The organism is Rhodococcus sp. MH15 (assembly GCF_019266045.1).
Classification (GTDB): Bacteria; Actinomycetota; Actinomycetes; order Mycobacteriales; family Mycobacteriaceae; genus Rhodococcus_F; species Rhodococcus_F qingshengii.
This window is the reverse complement of sequence record NZ_LPNP01000080.1, coordinates 585,937-603,930: the sequence shown is the minus strand read 5'-3', so window position 1 is coordinate 603,930 and position 17,994 is coordinate 585,937. Positions and strand designations below refer to the sequence as shown.

Sequence of the window (17,994 nt, the reverse complement as noted above, 5' to 3'; positions counted from 1 at the left end):
ATGTTCGACCCATGACTACTTTCAACGCCTGGGTCGCCCGCGACAGCGACGGCACCATCGACTTCGCCCCCGAAACCGTCGACGAATCCTTCCTCCCGGCAGGTCAGGTCACCATTCGCGTCGAGTACTCGAGCGTCAACTACAAGGACGCGCTCGCGGTCACGCCGAAAGGCGGGGTGGTTCGCGAGTACCCGATCGTCCCCGGCATCGACGTCGCCGGCGAGGTCATTGCCTCCGAGTCCGACGCATTCGCCCCGGGAGACAAGGTGGTCGCACATGGCTACGAGATCGGGACCGCCCGCAACGGCGGCTACGCCGAGATCGCCCGTTTGCCTGCCGAGTGGGTCGTGAAGCTCGACGGCATTTCCACCGCCGACGCTGCTGCGATCGGCACGGCAGGATTCACCGCAGCCATGAGCGTCCAAGCCATTCTGGCCGGCGGAGTGAAGCCAGCCGACGGTCCCGTCCTGGTGACGGGCGCGAGCGGCGGAGTCGGCACCGTCAGCGTCGACCTTCTGGCAAGCGCGGGCTTCGACGTGGTCGCCTCCAGCGGCAAGCCAGGCGCGGCAGACCTTCTGACGTCACTCGGTGCGTCTTCGGTGATCGGCCGGCTCCCCGAGGATCCCGACGCCAAGCCTCGCCCGCTCGGAAAATCTCAGTGGGCGGCGGCCGTCGACTGCGTCGGTGGAAAGACCCTCGCTCACGTTCTGAGCACGATCAACTACGGCGGTGTTGTCGCTGCCAGCGGATTGACCGGTGGCGCCGCGCTGCCTACGACCGTGCTGCCGTTCATTCTCCGCGGAGTCTCACTGCTGGGCATGGACTCGGTATTGATGCCGATCGAACCCCGTCGCGCGCTGTGGGCCCGTCTGGGCTCCGACTTGGCCCCACGTCATCTGAAGGAGATCACGAACCTCGTTGCCGTCCGCGACGTCGTCTCGGTGATCGATCAGGTCCGCGAAGGCAAGTACACCGGCCGGGCGCTGGTTCAGGTTGCCGACGGGTTCTGAACCGCTCAGAAAAGTGTGAACAAATCTGCTGGTTCTTCGGCCGTCGTGGACTTCTCCTTGTAGGGGGAGTTCACGGCGGTCGGTTCCTTCTTCACCGGGGCAGCAAGCGGCACCGATGCGATGTCCCCCGAGACGATGGCGCGTGCGGCTTCGCCGGCCAGCTTGTCTGCCATTTCGTTGTAGTGGTTGCCGACGTGCCCGCGCACCCAGCGAAAGCGCACCGGTCCGACACGATCGGTGATGGCTCGATCGATACTCTGCACCAGTTCGAGGTTCTTGACCGCCCCGCCGCTCGCGGTCTTCCAGCCCTTGCGCTTCCAACTGGGCAACCATTCGGAAGCGCACTTGATGGCGTACTGCGAGTCGGATTCGATGAGTAGAGGATCAGCACCGGGATGGGCGACGACGGCCTCGAACAGAGCACGCAACTCGGCAATCTGGTTGGTGCCGGACGCTTCTCCGCCGGACATGCTCGGACCCTCGTGATTGACCCACGCCCAGCCGATAGCCCCACCGGGGTTTCGCAGACAGGATCCGTCGGTGCTCACGATGATCATGGCTCGGACAATACGTTGCGCCACCGACACACGCCTTAACGGAGGATGGACGGTGGCGATACGCTGACCTCGATGACGCCGCTATCTCCGGTCGACGAAGTCACGGTGACTTCTCAGCGACCGCTCGATGCCGCGCTGACGCTCAGCCCGCATCAGCGCGGACCCGGCGACCCCGCACATCGACGGTCAGCCGACGGAGCGATCTGGCGAGTTTCCCGCCAACTTTCGGGTCCTGTGACCTACCGCATCACCCAGTCGGATCGCCATACGGTCCGGGTACAGGCCTGGGGTCCCGGCGCCACGGAATTCCTGAACGGCGCCGAAGCGCTGCTCGGTCTCGACGACGAAGCCGAAGATTTTGCCCCCGAACATCCCAAGCTCGCCGAAGCTCATCGACGCTTCCCTCATCTGCGCATCGGCCGCACCGGCCGCGTCATGGAAGCTCTCGTTCCCGCGATCCTCGAGCAACGAGTCCACGGCATCGACGCATTTGCCGCGTGGCGCCGCCTGCTGACCAAGTTCGGGGAGCGCCCACCCGGCCCCGCGCCCGACGGAATGCGAGTTCCACTCACCGCGGACCAATGGCGTCGAATGCCGTCATGGGAATTCCATCGCGCGAACGTCGATCCAGCGAGGTCCAAGACGATCGTTCAGTGCGCTCGCGTCGCCGACCGCCTCGAGCAGGCATCCACGTTCCCCAGAACCGAGGCGACCAAACGGTTGCGAGCGGTACCCGGCGTCGGGATCTGGACTGCCGCCGAAGTGGCTCAGCGTGCATTCGGCGATTCAGATGCACTCTCGGTCGGCGACTACCACCTCGCTGCCGTCGTCGGGTGGTCACTGCTGGGTGAACCGATCGACGACGCCCAGATGGTGCAGTACCTCGCTCCCCTTCAACCGCATCGATACCGCGCCGTGAGGCTTCTGCAGGTCAGCGGGCAAGCCGTCAAACCCAAGTTCGGTCCGCGAACTGCCGTTGCCGACCACCGTTGGCACTGAGCATCAGGAGTTGGAAAATGTCGACCCGATACGCACACATCGCCTTCTCCCCCGCTGCGGTGGAGCGTCAGCGGTCGACCGGAAGTTTCACCGTGTACGGTTCGAAACTCGATCAGCCCGACGAGGGCCCGATGGAATTCGATTTCCGCGCGCAGGGATTCGTGAAATCCGTGGATTCCTTCTTCATGTCCACGGTGACGCCCGACGGTTGGCCGTACGTCCAACATCGCGGCGGCCCGCGCGGATTCCTGCATGTGTTGGGCCCGAATCGAATCGGATTCGCCGATCTCCCCGGCAATCAGCAATTCGTGACGCTCGGCAATCTGGAAGAGAACAATCGCATCTCGCTGTTCGTCATCGATTACCCGACGCGAACGAGATTGAAGATCTACGGGCGTGCGCAGGTGATCGAAGCGGACGAGGACCCTGCACTACTGCAACAGCTCTTGCAAGTCCCCGGCGGCACCATGACGGCAAAAGCCCAGCGTTCCATCGTCATCGACGTCGAAGCGTTCGACTGGAACTGCAGTCGAAACATCACGCCACGCTTCGACAAGGAGCGCATGGACGAATCCCTCGCTCTGGCACGCCAACCCCTGCAAGCCGAGGTAGATCGGCTTACTGCCGAGGTCGAAGAATTGCGTGCGCGGTTGTCGAAAAACGAATGAGACTAGGCGGTTTCAGGGCACTCGGAGTCGGGTAGCCACCAAACACGGCCCGTCGCGCGGAGACGACGGGTCCCGTTGTGCCCGAGGAGGTCCGCACGATCGATCCAGACGGTGGAGTTCTGGTTAACGAACTGCACCGCCACCATTCACGACTGGTTCCACACAGACAGATTGGCCGTCCCCATGAAACTGTCCCGAACTCTCACCATGTCCGTTCTCGTCGTCGCCGCAGTCGGCGCCGGAGCCGGCACCGCGGTCGCAGCGCCCCCGAATGCGGGCTTCGATCCGTCCCAACCCCTACTGACACCGACCGCAGAGTCGAACAGCCAGGCGGCGTTGATGCTCTTCCCCGGTAACGATCCGAAGCAGGCCGCGTTCGACACGATGGCCAACGAGGTCAATATCGGCTGGAACAACGGTGGTCTGCAGTCGACCCTGATCGGAGCCAACCTCGGCGTCGGAATCGGCTGCCTGTCGATCTTCCCGAACTTCATCGCCGGCTGCATCGTCGGTGGAGTCATCGGCACGGTTGCCGGAGTCGGCGCAGGAATCACCAACGGAAACCCGAACGCTGCGCCGGCCGTCGAGAAGTTCTTCGCGACTCCTTGAGTAGCGCTCAGCTGTGCGTGTGCCCGGGGGTGGGTGTCTCGTCGTGAAAATGTGTGGCGCCGATCGAATGCAGCAGCTGGTGAACGGTGTCGTCCGCCAGTTGGTATCGCATCGATCGGCCGTCGCGGGTCGCGCTCACCCACCCCTGGCTACGCAGTAGCCGCAGCGCATGTGAGACGGCTGTGCCGCTCATCCCCAGCGCCACGGACAAATCCGTGACGCAGATACCCGGTGCGTGATGAAGGCAGAGCAACAGACGCAGACGATTGGTGTCGGAGAGAAGCTCGAAGCGACCGGACCAACTGGTGACGTCCAAACCCTCGAGTGCGGCCCTGGCGCGACGAACATCCTCGACGCTCAGCGCGCCACTGGTGTCTGCTGCGCCTGCATTCGTCAACCGACTGCCTCCGTAGAACTTCCGATCCCCCGCCGCAAGTGTACCCAGAAGCGAACCTCGTCAGGCAGACTCCACCACGGCCGCCATACCCTGGCCACCGCCGATACACATGGTCAACAGCGCTTTTCCGCCGCCGCGTCGGCCGAGTTCGTGAAGCGCGGTTGTTGCCATACGCGCACCCGTCGCTCCCACGGGGTGCCCGAGCGAGATGCCGGAACCGTTGACGTTCAGGCGATCGAGGTCCTCGAATCCCCATTCCTTCACGACGCCGAGAACCTGGCACGCAAACGCCTCGTTCAGCTCGACCAGATCGAAATCGGCAAAGCGTGCCCCGGTGCGAGCAAACAGTTTCGAGACGGCGGCAACCGGCCCGAGGCCCATCAGCGCCGGTTCACAACCGGCCGCGGCCCAACTGTCGAGGAACCCGATGGGTTCCAGCCCCAGCTCGTCCAGACGATCCTCGGCGACAACCAACATCGCTGCCGCAGCGTCGTTCTGCTGGCTGGCGTTACCGGCGGTCACGACGCCTCCCTCGGTCACCGCACGCAGCCGTGCCAGGGTTTCGAGTGAGGTATCCGGACGAATCCCCTCGTCAGCACGAAACTGTGTGACGTTCCCTTTTCGATCCGTCAGTTCGACGGCGACGATTTCGGCATCGAAGCGGCCGGATTCTCTTGCCAGTGTTGCCTTTCGGTGGCTGTCGACGGCGAAGGTGTCCGACTCTTCCCGCGTGATCCCGCAGCGTGTCGCGACGTTCTCGGCCGTTTCGATCATTCCGCTGATCCGACCGAATCGCCACTCGGGTTGCGAGCGCTCGCGGCCACGATCGAGGCGGTCGAACAGTTGCAGCCCACCGGATCTGGTGCCCCACCGCGCTCCGGTGGTGTAGTGCTCGATCCCGCTCATCGATTCGACGCCACCCGCGAGAACCACGTCGGCCGCACCCGTCTGGACCATCATGGCCGCGGAAACGATGGCCTGCAGACCCGTTCCACATCGGCGATCCGTCTGGAAGCCGGCTACCGAAATCGGCAACCCGGCCTCGAGCGCCGCCCACCTTCCGATGCACGGTGCCTCCGAATTGGCATACGACTGCCCCATCGCGACGTCGTCGATGCGGGACGGATCGATTCCGCTACGACGCACGGTCTCCTTGACGACGGTGGCAGCCAGACTTTCCGCAGGCACGTCACGAAGTGCCCCTCCGAAACGGCCCACCGCGGTTCTGACCGGCGCGACCAATGCTGCTCGTTTCACAACTGACCTCGAATCTCGTTCTGGAAGAATGGAAAAGGATTCAGGAGACCAACAGGCGCACGGTATCCGCTACCAGCGCAGGTTTACCCGCTCCTTCGATTTCGATCGTGTACCGCACGACTATCGTCGCGCCCTTCGCGGTGCGCTCGAAGGAAAGAATCTCCGCACCTGCCCGCACCGAAGAACCGACCTTGACCGGTTCGGGGAATCGCACCTTGTTGCTTCCGTAGTTCACGGTCATGGAGATTCCGTCGACACGCATCACCTGAGCGCCGAGCACCGGCAACAACGAGAGAGTCAGATAGCCGTGGGCGATGGTGCCGCCGTACGGACCCTGCGCTGCGCGCTCGGGATCCACGTGAATCCACTGGTGATCCTCGGTGGCGTCGGCGAACTTGTCGATCCGATCCTGTGTGACCGGGAACCACGCGCTGTAGCCCAAGTGCTCACCGACAGCCGTCTCTACTTCGTCGATTCCGTTGAAAATTCGCATAGTTCTCTCCTGAAAGGTGTTGAACAGCAAAGAAAAGTGCAGCGCTAATGTGCGCCGCGGCGCAGCGTCAATGTGCGCCGCGGCGCAGCGTGACCCGATACGTGTACTGCTCCGGCAAGAAATAGCTCACCGACAACTCGTTGGCAACGCCCTGCGCGTTGGAGTACAAACGGTCCACCCGCAACATGGCGTGGCCGATTTCGCAATCGACGTCCCTGGCAACGTCCGCCGTGGCCGGGGACACCGTGATCGATTGTGCTGCTTCGACAATCGGACTGTCGATCAGCGGTTCCAGCAAGCCGATCACCGTATTGGCGCTCACCGCACCGGCCGCCATGGCGGGCAGGTCGATGATCTGCCGCGCGATCGCCTCCGGCAGATGCGCCGTCGTCTGCACGAACGGAACTCCCTCGTGTATCCGCCGGAAGACCACGGTGTACACGACGTCGGTGTCGAGCCGAAGCCGACTGGCCGCCTCGATGTCCACGCGCCGTTGCAGCGGTGACACCACTTCCATCGTCGTGTCCCGCGAAAGGTTCATGAGATCTTCGATGGATCCGAGATGACGGAGATAGCGGCCGCTGTTCTCGGTCACGAACGTTCCGCGCCCGGGTACTCGGTACACGATGCCCTCGGCAACCAGATCGTGAAAGGCTCGGCGGACCGTCTGCCGACTCACGCCGTGATGCTGCGCCAGTTCGGATTCGGTGGGCAGTTGAATGCCGTCGCGGTAGGTACCGGCAGAGATCTGCTGACGAAGCTCACGAGAGAGGCGTTGGTACGCCGGCTCCGTCTCTCTTTCCTTACCGCTCATAGCGACATGATCCTACTTGCTCACCGATCCGTCACAGACCGCCGCGGGCAACCAGCTGCGAAACGATCACGTTGCGCTGAATTTCGTTGGTTCCCTCCCCGACGATCATCAGTGGTGCATCACGGAAATACCGCTCGACGTCGTACTCCGTCGAGTAGCCGTAACCGCCGTGGATGCGGACGGCGGACAACGCGATTTCCATCGCCACCTCGGAGGCGTACAGCTTGGCCATGCCCGCCTCCATGTCGCACCGCTCCCCACTGTCGTACATCTGCGCCGCGTGCCACGTCAGCTGCCGTGCGGCCGTCAGCTTCGTTGCCATGTCGGCGAGGTAATTGCCGATCGACTGGTGCTTCCAGATCGGCTGGCCGAAGCTCTCGCGCTGCTGCGCGTACGCAAGTGAATCTTCGAGTGCGGCCGTGGCGACGCCCAGTGCACGGCAAGCCACCTGGATACGGCCGGTCTCGAGCCCCTTCATCATCTGACCGAAACCCTTTCCGGGAGTACCGCCCAGAATGGCCGACTCGGAGATGCGGTAATTGTCGAAGGACAGTTCACAACTCTCGACGCCCTTGTATCCGAGCTTCGGGAGGTCGCGGGAGACGGTCAGCCCTTCGCCGTGCTCGACGAGAACGATCGAGATGCCCGCATGACGAGGGCTTGCGCTTGGATCGGTCTTGCACAGCAAGGCGATCACGCCGGATCGGCGGGCATTGGTGATCCATGTCTTGGCGCCGTTGACGACCAGATCTGTGCCGTCGCTCTTGGCGTTGGTTGTCATGGCCTGCAGATCGGAACCTCCGCCGGGCTCGGTGAGGGCCATCGTTGCCCGGATCTCGCCGGTTGCCATTCGCGGCAGGTACTTCACCTTCTGCTCTTCGGTACCGAACAGCGAGATGAGCTTGGCGACCACAGTGTGCCCGCCCATCGCTCCCGCCAGGGACATCCATCCGCGCGACAGTTCTTGCGTCACCTGCGCATAACAGGGCATGGACACCGGCGATCCGCCGTATTCCTCGGGAATCGCGAGCCCGTAGATCCCGATCTGCTTCATCTGATCGATCCACTTCTCGGGATACTCGTTCGCGTGCTCCACCTCCTGGACCGTGGGCTTGACCTCTCGGTCGACGAACCGGCGCACGGTTTCGATCAGGAATGTCTCTTCGTCGTTGAGCTTGAGCATGAATCCGCCTCGACTTGAAATAAGTTTGTACGGCCATATTTCGATATTGTTCGCGCAATGTCAATACCGCGCCTTGACATCGATACGCAGCAACTGCCAGCATCGAGGCAGTTCGGTGCACATCAACGCCGTTCACGGCAGCTCATCCACTTCACAACTGGCCGTACATTTGATTTCCAGATCGAGGTAATCGACACACTATGGACGAGAACCACTACCGCGCCACCAGACGTCGCGCGTCCCTGGTCGCGCCGGGTTCAGACGAGCGCAAGGCACGCAAAGCACTCTCTTCGAACGCAGACGAGGTGATTCTCGACCTCGAAGATGCCGTCACTTCGACGAACAAGGACCTGGCGCGAACCCTCGTGAGCACCTTGGTGCACGAGTTCGGTAGGGCGCGCACCATCTCGGTCCGAATCAACGGCCTGACCACACCATGGGCCCGCGACGACCTGATCGCCTGCGGCGCCCTCGGAGAATCGCTGACGAGCGTGATCGTCCCGAAGGTCGAGTCCGCCGACGAACTACTCGAGGCCGAGCACATCCTCTTCACTGCCGGTGGGCACCACACCACCCTGCAAGCCCTGATCGAAACTCCGCTCGGCGTCCAGAATGCCGACTCCATCGCCCGCGCGACTCCTCGTCTCCAAGCCGCAATCATCGGATACGCCGATCTCGGTGCAGCGCTTGGCCGTTCACGCTCGGCACTGCCTGAACACTGGCTTGCCGTCCAGGACAGAATTCTGATCGCCTGCCGCGCAGCCGGCGTCGCAGCCATCGACGGGCCCTTTCTCGGCATCACCGACGACGACGCTTTCCGCCATGCCGCGCACTGGACCAGCGCCCTCGGGTTCGACGGCAAATGGGTCATCCACCCGGCACAGATCGACTCGGCCACTACCGCATTCACTCCTTCGGACGACGCCGTCAATGACGCCCGACGGGTACTGACCGCACTCGAAGAAGCCGAAACCCTGGGTTCGGGTGCCGCCCAACTCGACGGCCAGATGCTCGACGAAGCTGTGGCCGTGGCAGCGCGTCGTACGGTTGCCCGAGCCGAAGGAGTCACCGTATGAGCGAGCACTACGTGGGAGGCCCGTACTTCGACGAGCTCACCCATGGTCAGATCTTCGACGAAGCCCCCGCGGTGACGTTGACCAGTGGACTCGCCGCCTCCCATCAGGCGATCCTCGGTGACCGCATGCGCCTGCCTCTCGACGCACACTTGTCGTCGAGCGTCACGGGTTCCGGTGCACCAGTGGCAAATCCAGGACTGGTCACCGACATCGCCATCGGCCAGTCAACCGTGGTCACACACCACGTCAAGGCGAACCTCTTCTACCGTGGACTGCGATTCCACCGTTTCCCGGTACTCGGCGACACCCTGTACACGCGCACCGAGGTTGTCGGTCTACGCGAGAACTCGGCCAAGCCGGGACGCGGCGCCACCGGACTTGCCGCGCTACGGATGACGTCTGCTGATCAGAACGGCAACACGGTCCTCGACTTCTACCGCTGCGCCATGCTCCCCCTGAGCCCCGACCCGATCGAGGCGAGAACTCGCCACGCCGACGACCTCGGGGCGATCGGTCCGTCCGAACCGGCTCCGTACGTATCACCTGACGGTTGGGACCTCGACACGTATCGAGAGCGGGTACCCGGCAGGCACTTCGATTCCGATTTGGTGGGCTCCGTCTTCCACAGCAGCGGCGACGTCGTCTCCAGCGCACCCGAACTTGCCCGGCTGAGCTTGAACATCGCAGCGACGCACCACGACGATCGCGTCGGCGCCCACGGTCGCCTCGTCTACGGCGGCCACACCATCGGGATCGCACTCGCCCAGGCGACTCGCGCTCTGCCCAACGTGGTGACGGTTCTCGGGTGGCACTCGTGCAATCACACCGGACCCGTTCACGAGGGCGATACCCTCACGAGCGAACTGCACGTCGAAAACTCGTCGCCCCTCGAACACGGAACTGCAGTGCAACTGCGTTCGCTCGTGTTCTCCCACAATGCTTCTGCAACACAAACTCCGGTTCTCGACTGGCGTTTCACCGTGTTGATGGCATGAGCACACACTCTTCTATCACGGAGGACCACACATGACTCATAGCCCAGGCCCGCTGTCCGGGCTTCGCATCGCCGAGGTCTCGAGCTTTGTCGCCGCGCCGCTGTGCGGACTGACGCTCTCCCAACTCGGCGCCGAGGTGATCCGGATCGACCCGATCGGAGGTGCCTCCGATTACAATCGCTGGCCCGTCACAGACAAGGGCGAGAGCATCTACTGGACCGGACTCAACAAAGGCAAACGGTCACTGTCAGTGGACATGCGCGCCGAACGCGGCCAAGAACTGATACGCCAACTGGTCACGGCGCCGGGACCTGGCGGCGGAATCCTGGTCACCAACGCCGGCGGCCGTAAGTGGATGAGCCACGACTCCCTGGCCCAGTTGCGTAGCGACGTCATCACCCTCGAGATCCTCGGACGCCGCGACGGCAGCCCCGGAGTCGACTACACGGTCAACGCCGCCTTGGGATTTCCACAGATCACCGGCCCCGCCGACTACGCCGGAGTTGTCAACCACGCACTGCCCGCCTGGGACGTCGCATGCGGGCTCTACGCCGCCCTGTCGATCACTGCCGCAGTGCGCCAACGTGACTCGACCGGACATGGATCTCGGATCACGCTCCCACTCGAAGACGTCGCATTGGCCACCGCGGGAACCCTCGGTTACCTCACCGAGGTACAAGTGAACGGTCGCAGTCGCGAGTCCGGCGGAAACGCCGTCTACGGCACGTACGGAATCGATTTCGTCTCCAGCGACAACGACCGGTTCATGATCGTTGCACTCACTACCCGCCATTTCCGCGACCTCGCGTCGGTCACCGGCACCACGGCGGCTGTCGACGCTGTCGAAGCTGCACTCAGAGCCGACTTCTCCACCGAAGCGGATCGCTACCGTCATCGAGAGGTACTCACTGCTCTGTTCTCACATTGGTTCCGGGAACACAACGGCGCCGAGATCGCTGCAGCGCTGGACACATCGTCGGTTCTGTTCGAGAGGTACCGCAGTTTCGAGGAAGTGGTGAAATCTGGCGAACTGGAGAACAACCCGATGTTCTCCGCACTCGATCAACCTCGAATCGGAAGCTACCTGGCTGCCGCCAATCCTGCCTCGTTCGACGGCGCACACCTGGGTACCGGACCCGCCTCCGAGGTCGGCGGCGATTCGATCGCGGTGCTCGCCGACATCCTCGGAACCAACGCCGATCACGCCTCGACGCTGATCGCGGACGGCGTCGTCGGGGTTCCGGCGAACTGACCTACCCGGAAGATGTTTTCGGCCTCGGAACATTTGTTCCGAGGCCGAGAACATGTCGAGAGTGCGTCAGAGACCAAGATCCTTCGCGATGATGGTCTTCATGACTTCACTTGTGCCACCGTAGATTCGTGTGACACGCGTGTCTGCGTAAAGACGCGCGATGGGATACTCGGTGATGTAGCCGTACCCGCCGTGCAATTGGAGGCACTTGTCGATCACTCGACCTGCCGCCTCGGTGCAGAACAGTTTCGCCTTCGCTGCGTCGGGAATCGTCAGAGTGCCGCGGTCATGACATTCGAGTGCGTTGTCGGACACCAGCTGGATGGCATCAACCTCGGTAGCGCATTCGGCCAGAACGAATTTGGTGTTCTGGAAGGCCGCGACCGGCTTGCCGAACACCTTGCGGTCCTTGACGTAGTCGATGGCAAAGCGAAGCGCTGCACTGGCAGTGGCGGCCGCTCCGAACGCGATGGTCAACCGCTCCTGAGCCAGGTTGTGGGTCAGATAGCTGAAGCCGTCGCCCTCTTCTCCGAGTCGGTCCTCGACGGGCACCTTGACGTCGACAAACGAAAGCTCCGCAGTGTCGGAGGTCTTGAGCCCGATCTTGTTGATCTTGCGCCCCACCGAGTATCCGGGCGACGACGTATCGATCACCAGAATCGACAACCCCGTGCGCCGGTTCTCCGCTGTGCTGGGCGCGGTACGGCACACCACCAGGACGCGGTCGGCAAGTACTCCACCGGTGATGAACGTCTTGGAACCATTGACCACGTAGTGCGTACCGTCCTCCGACAGCTTGGCCGTGGTCGCGATGTTCGCCAGATCCGATCCTGTTCCCGGTTCGGTCATCGCAATCGCGAACATCAGATCTCCGGAAGCGAAGCCCGGCAACCAGCGGCTCTTCTGTTCTTCGTTCGCGTACTCGAGCAGGTAGGGCAGGATCAGGTTCGTATGCACCGACTGCGAGCCGAACGACGCCCCGGCGGCAGCAACTTCCTCGGCGACGACGACGTTGAACTTGAGCGACTTCTCGCCGCCTCCGCCGTATTCCTCCGGCACCTGAATTCCGAGTACGCCCAGCTCTCCGAGTCGTCGGTAGAAGTCACGGGGCGGGTGACCGTCCTCTTCCCACTTCTCGTGGACCGGGGTTACTTCCTTCGCGATGAAATCGCGAACGGTTGCCCGGAATGCCTCGTGATCCTCGTTGAACACGGTGCGCTGCATGTATGAACTCCAGTCGGTCAAGGGGACAGGGTGATCCTGATCTCACCTTGCCTCAATGTTCCGCATTCGATCCAACACTCATCGGCTATGCGTCCGATAGGGCGTACCAATATGGCCTGACCTGCGATACATAGGCAACCGCTATCGTTCCGATCATCGACGCGACATTGCTCAAAGTGATCCAGAACACGTTGAATGAGTCAGCCGGCAAACACACCACCATCGATCGCTTCGAGGCCGCGCTTCGAGCACGATCGCATCCGCCCACCAGTCTCGAAGGGACGCCACGTGACCCCCATCGCGCCACAGCGTAACGACGTCCAGCCCGAAGCAACAGCAACGCCAGATTCGTCAGCAGTTCCCGTCTTCGGTACCCGCAAGCGTGCGTGGACGATGACCGGGCTCGTCGTTTTCCTCTACATCGTCAACTACGCGGACAAGGCAGTCCTCGGAATCATCGCTCAGCCCCTCGCTCGTGAGCTCGGACTGAAGTCTTCGCAAATCGGCATGGTCGGCTCGCTCTTCTTCCTGATGTTCTGCATCGGTGGATTCCTCGCCGGACCGCTCAACAAGTACCTGACCCTGCGTTGGGCGCTGTTGATCCTGGCCGCAATCTGGTCCGTGGTCATGCTCCCCCTCGTTCTCGGCGCCAGCCTCGCGATGTTGATCGTCTCGCGCATGCTCCTCGGATTTGCCGAAGGCCCCAGTTCGGCGCTGATGCACACCGCGGCGTACTCGTGGCACCCGCCGGCCAAGCGCGGCCTTCCCGGCGCAATGCTCGCCGGATCCGCCTCTGTCGCAAAGATCGCCCTCGCGCCGGTACTGACCTTCATCGCCGTTCATTACGGCTGGCGCGCAGCGGTTCTCTCGCTCTCCGTTCTCGGTCTCGTGTGGATGGGTTGCTGGCTGGCCGGTTGGTCCGAGGGCCCGTACACGAGCAAGGCCGTCAAGGCGACCAAGACTGCAGATACAGAAGCACCCGAGGCAGCCGGGACAGCCACGAAGGCGGTCACCGAGCCCAACGTTCCGTGGCGCAAGATCCTGCTCTCCCGCACCTTCGTCAGCTGCTGCTTCCTCATCGCGACCATCTACGCGCTGACCACCGTCGTTCTCACCTGGTTGCCGTCGTACTTCGAGGTCGGCCTCGGATACAGTGCTATGCAGGCCGGTTCGATGTTCGCGCTGCCCTCGATCGTCGGTCTCGTCCTCATGATCACCTCCGGTTCCGTCACGGACAAGTTGATCGGCCGCGGCTTCACCTCTCGTACGGTTCGCGTCATCGTTCCCTGTGTCGGCGTTCTGATCTGCGGATCGATTCTCCTGTTCCTGCCACAGATCTCCACTCCCATCGTCGCTGTCGCCATGGTCTCGATCGGCTACGGGTTCTCGGCAATCACCTTCCCGCTCATCAACGCTGCGATCTCGGAGCTGTGCCCGCCGCAGCAGACTGCCGGAACGATGGGATTCTTCCTCGCCATCATGTCGATCGGTGGCCTGATTGCTCCTTACGCAACGGGAGTCATCGTGGACAACGCTGCAACCCCGGCCGACGGTTACGCCCAGTCCTTCCAGGCAATCGGCGTCATCGGAGTGATCGCCGCGGTTCTGGTCCTCGTCTTCGCCAATCCCGAGCGCGATCGCAAGCTCATCCGAGGCTGAGTACTCCACGTATAGCCATTCGCTAACAAAGCCATTCACCGAAAGACATTGCCGGGTCGACCCGCTCGTGATCGACTCGAGACACGCCCCGACCGCACAGTCGCAGAACCGGGCACGAACAGCAGGAGAGATACATGCGAGATGCCGTCATCGTCGACGCAGTACGTACACCGATCGGCCGTCGCGGCCGCGCCCTCTCGGAGATCCATCCGGCCGAGTTGTCCGCCCATGTACTGCGTGCGCTCGCTGAACGGACCGGACTCGACGCGGCGACGGTCGACGACGTGATCTGGGGTTGCGTCAGTCAGGTCGGCGAGCAGGCCGGAAGCATCGCCCGCACAGCGGCACTCGCTGCCGGCTGGCCCGACAGCGTTCCCGGCGTCACGCTGACCCGGGCCTGCGGATCGAGCCAGCAGGCAGTTTCCTTTGCTGCGGCCACCGTCATCTCCGGTCAGAACGACGTGGTCGTAGCCGGAGGCGTCGAATCGATGTCACGAGTACCGATGGGTACCGCCAGCAAGAACGGTGAGCATTTTCCGGCTTCGGTACTCGAACGCTACGGGGTGGACGGTTTCAGCCAGGGGACCGGCGCCGAGATGATGGCCCGCAAATGGGCACTCACACGAACAGCTCTGGACGAATACTCCCTCCGCTCACACGAACTCGCGGCCCGTGCCACCGATGAAGGGGCATTCACCGGGCAGATCACTCCGATCGCGGGCTTGTCCCAGGACGAAGGCATTCGGCGAGGCGGAAGTGTGGAGTCGCTCGCGAAGTTGCCCCCGGCCTTCGACACCGACGGTGCCATCCACGCCGGCAACTCTTCTCAGATCTCCGACGGGGCGGGCGCCACACTCGTCACGACCAGCGAGTACGCCCGGGCACGCGGGTGGAAGCCGCTCGTTCGTATTCACACCGCAGTGGTCGCAGCCGACGACCCGGTCATCATGCTCACCGGTCCGATTGCCGCCACCGCAAAGGCATTGGACCGCTCCGGATTGTCCATCGACGACATCGGCGCCTTCGAGATCAACGAGGCATTCGCCCCCGTCCCGCTTGCCTGGCAGGCTGAAACCGGCGCAGCCATCGATCGTGTGAATCCGCTCGGCGGCGCTATCGCGGTCGGCCACCCACTCGGCGGATCAGGTGCGATCTTGATGACTCGCCTGGCACATCACATGCGCGACAACGGAATTCGATACGGTCTCCAGTCGATGTGCGAGGCCGGCGGCATGGCCAATGCGACCATTCTCGAATTGATCTGACCCGACAACGCTTTCGGGCCGACACGTCATCCAGCAGGAAAGAAGAATTGATTCATGAAACTCGAGGGACTTTCCACCGCGATCACCGGCGGCGCTTCAGGCCTCGGCCTGGCAACCGCTCGACGGTTGCTCGACGCCGGAGCGCAGGTCACGTTGATCGATCTGCCTTCGTCCGACGGTAAGCAGGTGGCGGCCGATCTCGGTGCTGCCGCACAATTCGCCCCGGCCGACGTCACCGACAGCGAACAATTCGCCGAAGCACTCGACGCGGCGCACGAGCGCGGCGGCCTCCGCGGCGTCGTCCACTGCGCGGGCGCCGGGCGTCGTATGCGCATTCTCGACAAGGACGGAAAAGCCGGATCGGTCGAAGATTTCGAGTTCGTCGTCAAGCTGAATCTTGTCGGTTCGTTCAACGCACTCCGTCTCGGCGCCGAGCGGATGGCGGAACTCGGCGCAGTGGACGGTGAGCGAGGTGCCATCATCATGACGGCGTCGGTCGCAGCATTCGAAGGTCAGATCGGTCAGATCAACTACACAGCGTCCAAAGCCGGCATCGTCGGTATGACGGTCACCGCTGCCCGCGATCTCGCCAGCCGCGGAATCCGCGTAAACACCATTGCTCCCGGCATCATGGACACTCCCCTGCTGGCGCGCCTACGCGAAGACGTGCGCACGGCCCTCGAAGCCTCTGTTCCCAATCCCTCACGACTGGGTCGTCCGGACGAGTTCGGCCAGCTCGCCGTCTCGATGCTCGAGAACGGCTACCTCAACGGCGAGACCATCAGACTCGACGGCGCTATCCGAATGGCTCCCCGGTGACGGGCACCAGCGTGATCGCCAATCCACAACTGCGGCACAACATGCACTACCCGGATACCACCATGGCGTACTGGGCGCCCAGCATGGCGGCGCTCTACGGTGACCGCCTCGCCGTCGTGGACGGCGAGCGTACGTGCACCTTCCGCGAACTCGGTCAGCGCAGTGCGCAATTCGCCGGCGCACTGCGGCAAGCCGGGGTGGGCGTCGGCGACGTGGTGTTGATGCACCTCGGGAACTGCGTCGAGTTCCTCCAGGCTTACTACGGATGCCTACAGGCCGGGGCGACAGTCACATTGGTCAACCCACTGCAGCCAGAGCTCGGCCTGCGCAAGCAGATCGAAGAGACGTCCGCCGTTGCTGCAGTGACTCAGAGTTCGCAGCTGCACGTACTGCTCGCGGCCGCTTCAGGAACCTCCGTGCGTACGATCGTGATGGTCCAGGACACCGAGGGCGCGCTCGACACACCGGAGTCGGTCGTCGCATTCGACTCCTTCATCGCCGATCTACCCACCGAATTCACCCCTGCCTCGGTTCGTAGCGACGACATCGCACACATCGCGTTCACCGGCGGAACCACCGGAGTCTCCAAAGGTGTTCGTGTTCTTCACCGCAACGTCGTCGGCAACATCACGCAGATGTGTGGGTGGAGAACCGGTCACGAGTTGGAAGCAGGTCCTGACGGTCTCGTCACGCCTCGACGCATCGACGGCCTCGACGTGCTCGGTCCGACGCCCGGGACCGGGGCGACCATCGTGGTCTCCCCTCTCTTCCACGCACATTCGTTGCTCAACACGTCGTTCCTGTTGATTTCCGGTCTCACCCAGGTGTTCGCCGGTCGGTTCGAACCCGGCCGGATGCTCGAGCTGATCGAAAAGCACGAGGCCACCTATCTCACCGGGTCTCCCGCCATGTGGCACGCACTGTCGGTTCATCCCGACGCTACGGTGCGCAACACCGACAGCGTGTGCGTCGTGTCTTCGGGTGCCGCCCCGATCGACAGTGTCACGCTCGCCGCACTCCGCCGGGCATTTCCCAAAGCGCTCGTCGTCGAAGGGTACGGGCTGACCGAGGCCACCTGTGTGGTCACGGCCGCTCCGCTGATCAACGGCTCGGAATATCGGCAGAGCAGCGTCGGCCTCCCGATCTTCGACACCGAAATCCAGATTCGCGATCAGCTCGACCGGAAGACCGTTCTGGGCGAGAACGAACGCGGCGAACTGTGGGTGCGTGGGCCTCAGGTCACCGACGGCTATCTCGGACACCCGGAAACCACCGCAGAACAGTTCGTCGACGGCTGGTTGGACACGGGAGACATCGCGTACCTGGACTCGGACGGATACCTCTTCATCTGTGACCGGGCCAAGGACATGCTCATCTACAAGGGGTACAACGTCTATCCGCGGGAACTCGAAGAGATTCTGGTTTCGCACCCGGCGATCTCGACTGCCGCGGTTGTCGGCCGCGAAGTGGGGAGCAACGGCCAGGAGCCCGTAGCCTTCGTGGTGATGATTCCGGGTGCCGAGTTCGACGCCGAGCAGATCAAGGCGTTCGTCGCCGAGCAGGTGCTGCCGTACAAGAAGATTCGCGAAGTCGTCGAGGTAGAACTCCTTCCGACATCGGCTGCCGGTAAGGTCCTCAAGACCGACCTCCGCTCGAGACTTCTCGAATCCGTCGATCAGAAAGGCGGTTCCAGGTGACGACCTTCGCAGACCTGACG

At 63.0% G+C, this 17,994-nt stretch carries 18 protein-coding genes; 11 read left to right on the top strand and 7 right to left on the bottom strand.

Annotation, left to right across the window (positions count from 1 at the left end; all coding sequences use genetic code 11):
• The first annotated feature begins 11 nt into the window (after positions 1–11).
• Complete coding sequence (locus ATN37_RS25750) at positions 12–1,010, top strand: MDR family oxidoreductase (protein ID WP_081558448.1); 999 nt, start codon at positions 12–14, stop codon at positions 1,008–1,010.
• Positions 1,011–1,015: 5 nt separating this feature from the next.
• Here ATN37_RS25750 and ATN37_RS25745 read toward each other — a convergent pair whose 3' ends face one another.
• Positions 1,016–1,567: a ribonuclease H gene (locus tag ATN37_RS25745; RefSeq protein ID WP_007729467.1), complete on the bottom strand. Its 552-nt coding sequence runs from the start codon at positions 1,565–1,567 to the stop codon at positions 1,016–1,018.
• Between the two features lie 45 nt (positions 1,568–1,612).
• Here ATN37_RS25745 and ATN37_RS25740 point away from each other — a divergent pair, with 45 nt between their 5' ends.
• The 3 genes from ATN37_RS25740 to ATN37_RS25730 all read left to right on the top strand — a co-directional run bounded on the left by ATN37_RS25740 (position 1,613) and on the right by ATN37_RS25730 (position 3,843).
• Positions 1,613–2,566, top strand: a complete 954-nt coding sequence (locus tag ATN37_RS25740; protein ID WP_081558449.1) for a DNA-3-methyladenine glycosylase — start codon at positions 1,613–1,615, stop codon at positions 2,564–2,566.
• Positions 2,567–2,583: 17 nt separating this feature from the next.
• Positions 2,584–3,234, top strand: a complete 651-nt coding sequence (locus tag ATN37_RS25735) for a pyridoxamine 5'-phosphate oxidase family protein (RefSeq protein ID WP_003940212.1) — start codon at positions 2,584–2,586, stop codon at positions 3,232–3,234.
• Between the two features lie 111 nt (positions 3,235–3,345).
• Entirely contained in the window at positions 3,346–3,843 is a 498-nt protein-coding gene (locus tag ATN37_RS25730; protein WP_003940625.1) for a hypothetical protein, read from the top strand.
• 7 nt (positions 3,844–3,850) lie between these two features.
• On the opposite strand, the gene ATN37_RS25725 is transcribed toward ATN37_RS25730, so the two are convergent.
• The 5 genes from ATN37_RS25725 to ATN37_RS25705 form a co-directional block, all read right to left on the bottom strand.
• Positions 3,851–4,240, bottom strand: a complete 390-nt coding sequence (locus ATN37_RS25725; protein ID WP_003940184.1) for a metalloregulator ArsR/SmtB family transcription factor — start codon at positions 4,238–4,240, stop codon at positions 3,851–3,853.
• 60 nt (positions 4,241–4,300) lie between these two features.
• Positions 4,301–5,497: an acetyl-CoA C-acetyltransferase gene (locus ATN37_RS25720; protein WP_063315757.1), complete on the bottom strand. Its 1,197-nt coding sequence runs from the start codon at positions 5,495–5,497 to the stop codon at positions 4,301–4,303.
• A gap of 40 nt (positions 5,498–5,537) precedes the next feature.
• Positions 5,538–5,990: a MaoC family dehydratase gene (locus tag ATN37_RS25715; protein ID WP_003940415.1), complete on the bottom strand. Its 453-nt coding sequence runs from the start codon at positions 5,988–5,990 to the stop codon at positions 5,538–5,540.
• Between the two features lie 67 nt (positions 5,991–6,057).
• On the bottom strand, positions 6,058–6,804 hold the full coding sequence (locus tag ATN37_RS25710) for a GntR family transcriptional regulator (protein ID WP_003940169.1): 747 nt from the start codon (positions 6,802–6,804) through the stop codon (positions 6,058–6,060).
• A 31-nt stretch (positions 6,805–6,835) separates the two neighbouring features.
• Positions 6,836–7,987 carry an acyl-CoA dehydrogenase family protein gene (locus ATN37_RS25705; protein ID WP_003940468.1) on the bottom strand — a complete coding sequence of 384 codons (1,152 nt, stop codon included), beginning with the start codon at positions 7,985–7,987 and terminating at the stop codon, positions 6,836–6,838.
• Between the two features lie 200 nt (positions 7,988–8,187).
• Between ATN37_RS25705 and ATN37_RS25700 the strand changes: the two genes are divergently transcribed.
• Genes ATN37_RS25700 through ATN37_RS25690 form a run of 3 tightly spaced genes read left to right on the top strand, consistent with a single transcriptional unit; the run spans position 8,188 to position 11,310 of the window.
• Positions 8,188–9,063, top strand: a complete 876-nt coding sequence (locus ATN37_RS25700) for a CoA ester lyase (RefSeq protein WP_064687745.1) — start codon at positions 8,188–8,190, stop codon at positions 9,061–9,063.
• Positions 9,060–10,058, top strand: coding sequence for a MaoC family dehydratase (locus tag ATN37_RS25695; RefSeq protein ID WP_073513349.1), 999 nt, complete (start codon positions 9,060–9,062; stop codon positions 10,056–10,058). The genes ATN37_RS25700 and ATN37_RS25695 overlap by 4 nt, the downstream gene beginning before the upstream one ends.
• 31 nt (positions 10,059–10,089) lie before the next feature.
• Positions 10,090–11,310, top strand: a complete 1,221-nt coding sequence (locus ATN37_RS25690; protein WP_218695763.1) for a CoA transferase — start codon at positions 10,090–10,092, stop codon at positions 11,308–11,310.
• A 66-nt stretch (positions 11,311–11,376) separates the two neighbouring features.
• Here the strand turns inward: ATN37_RS25690 and ATN37_RS25685 are convergent, their stop codons facing one another.
• Positions 11,377–12,534 carry an acyl-CoA dehydrogenase family protein gene (locus ATN37_RS25685; protein ID WP_003940617.1) on the bottom strand — a complete coding sequence of 386 codons (1,158 nt, stop codon included), beginning with the start codon at positions 12,532–12,534 and terminating at the stop codon, positions 11,377–11,379.
• A 195-nt stretch (positions 12,535–12,729) separates the two neighbouring features.
• Between ATN37_RS25685 and ATN37_RS25680 the strand changes: the two genes are divergently transcribed.
• From ATN37_RS25680 to ATN37_RS25665, 4 genes are all read left to right on the top strand, one after another.
• Positions 12,730–14,193: an MFS transporter gene (locus tag ATN37_RS25680; RefSeq protein WP_007729490.1), complete on the top strand. Its 1,464-nt coding sequence runs from the start codon at positions 12,730–12,732 to the stop codon at positions 14,191–14,193.
• A 134-nt stretch (positions 14,194–14,327) separates the two neighbouring features.
• Positions 14,328–15,458, top strand: coding sequence for a thiolase family protein (locus ATN37_RS25675; RefSeq protein WP_030537190.1), 1,131 nt, complete (start codon positions 14,328–14,330; stop codon positions 15,456–15,458).
• Positions 15,459–15,512: 54 nt separating this feature from the next.
• Positions 15,513–16,277, top strand: a complete 765-nt coding sequence (locus ATN37_RS25670; RefSeq protein WP_081558452.1) for an SDR family NAD(P)-dependent oxidoreductase — start codon at positions 15,513–15,515, stop codon at positions 16,275–16,277.
• A gap of 41 nt (positions 16,278–16,318) precedes the next feature.
• Positions 16,319–17,974 carry a class I adenylate-forming enzyme family protein gene (locus tag ATN37_RS25665; protein WP_172827034.1) on the top strand — a complete coding sequence of 552 codons (1,656 nt, stop codon included), beginning with the start codon at positions 16,319–16,321 and terminating at the stop codon, positions 17,972–17,974.
• Positions 17,975–17,994 lie beyond the last annotated feature (20 nt).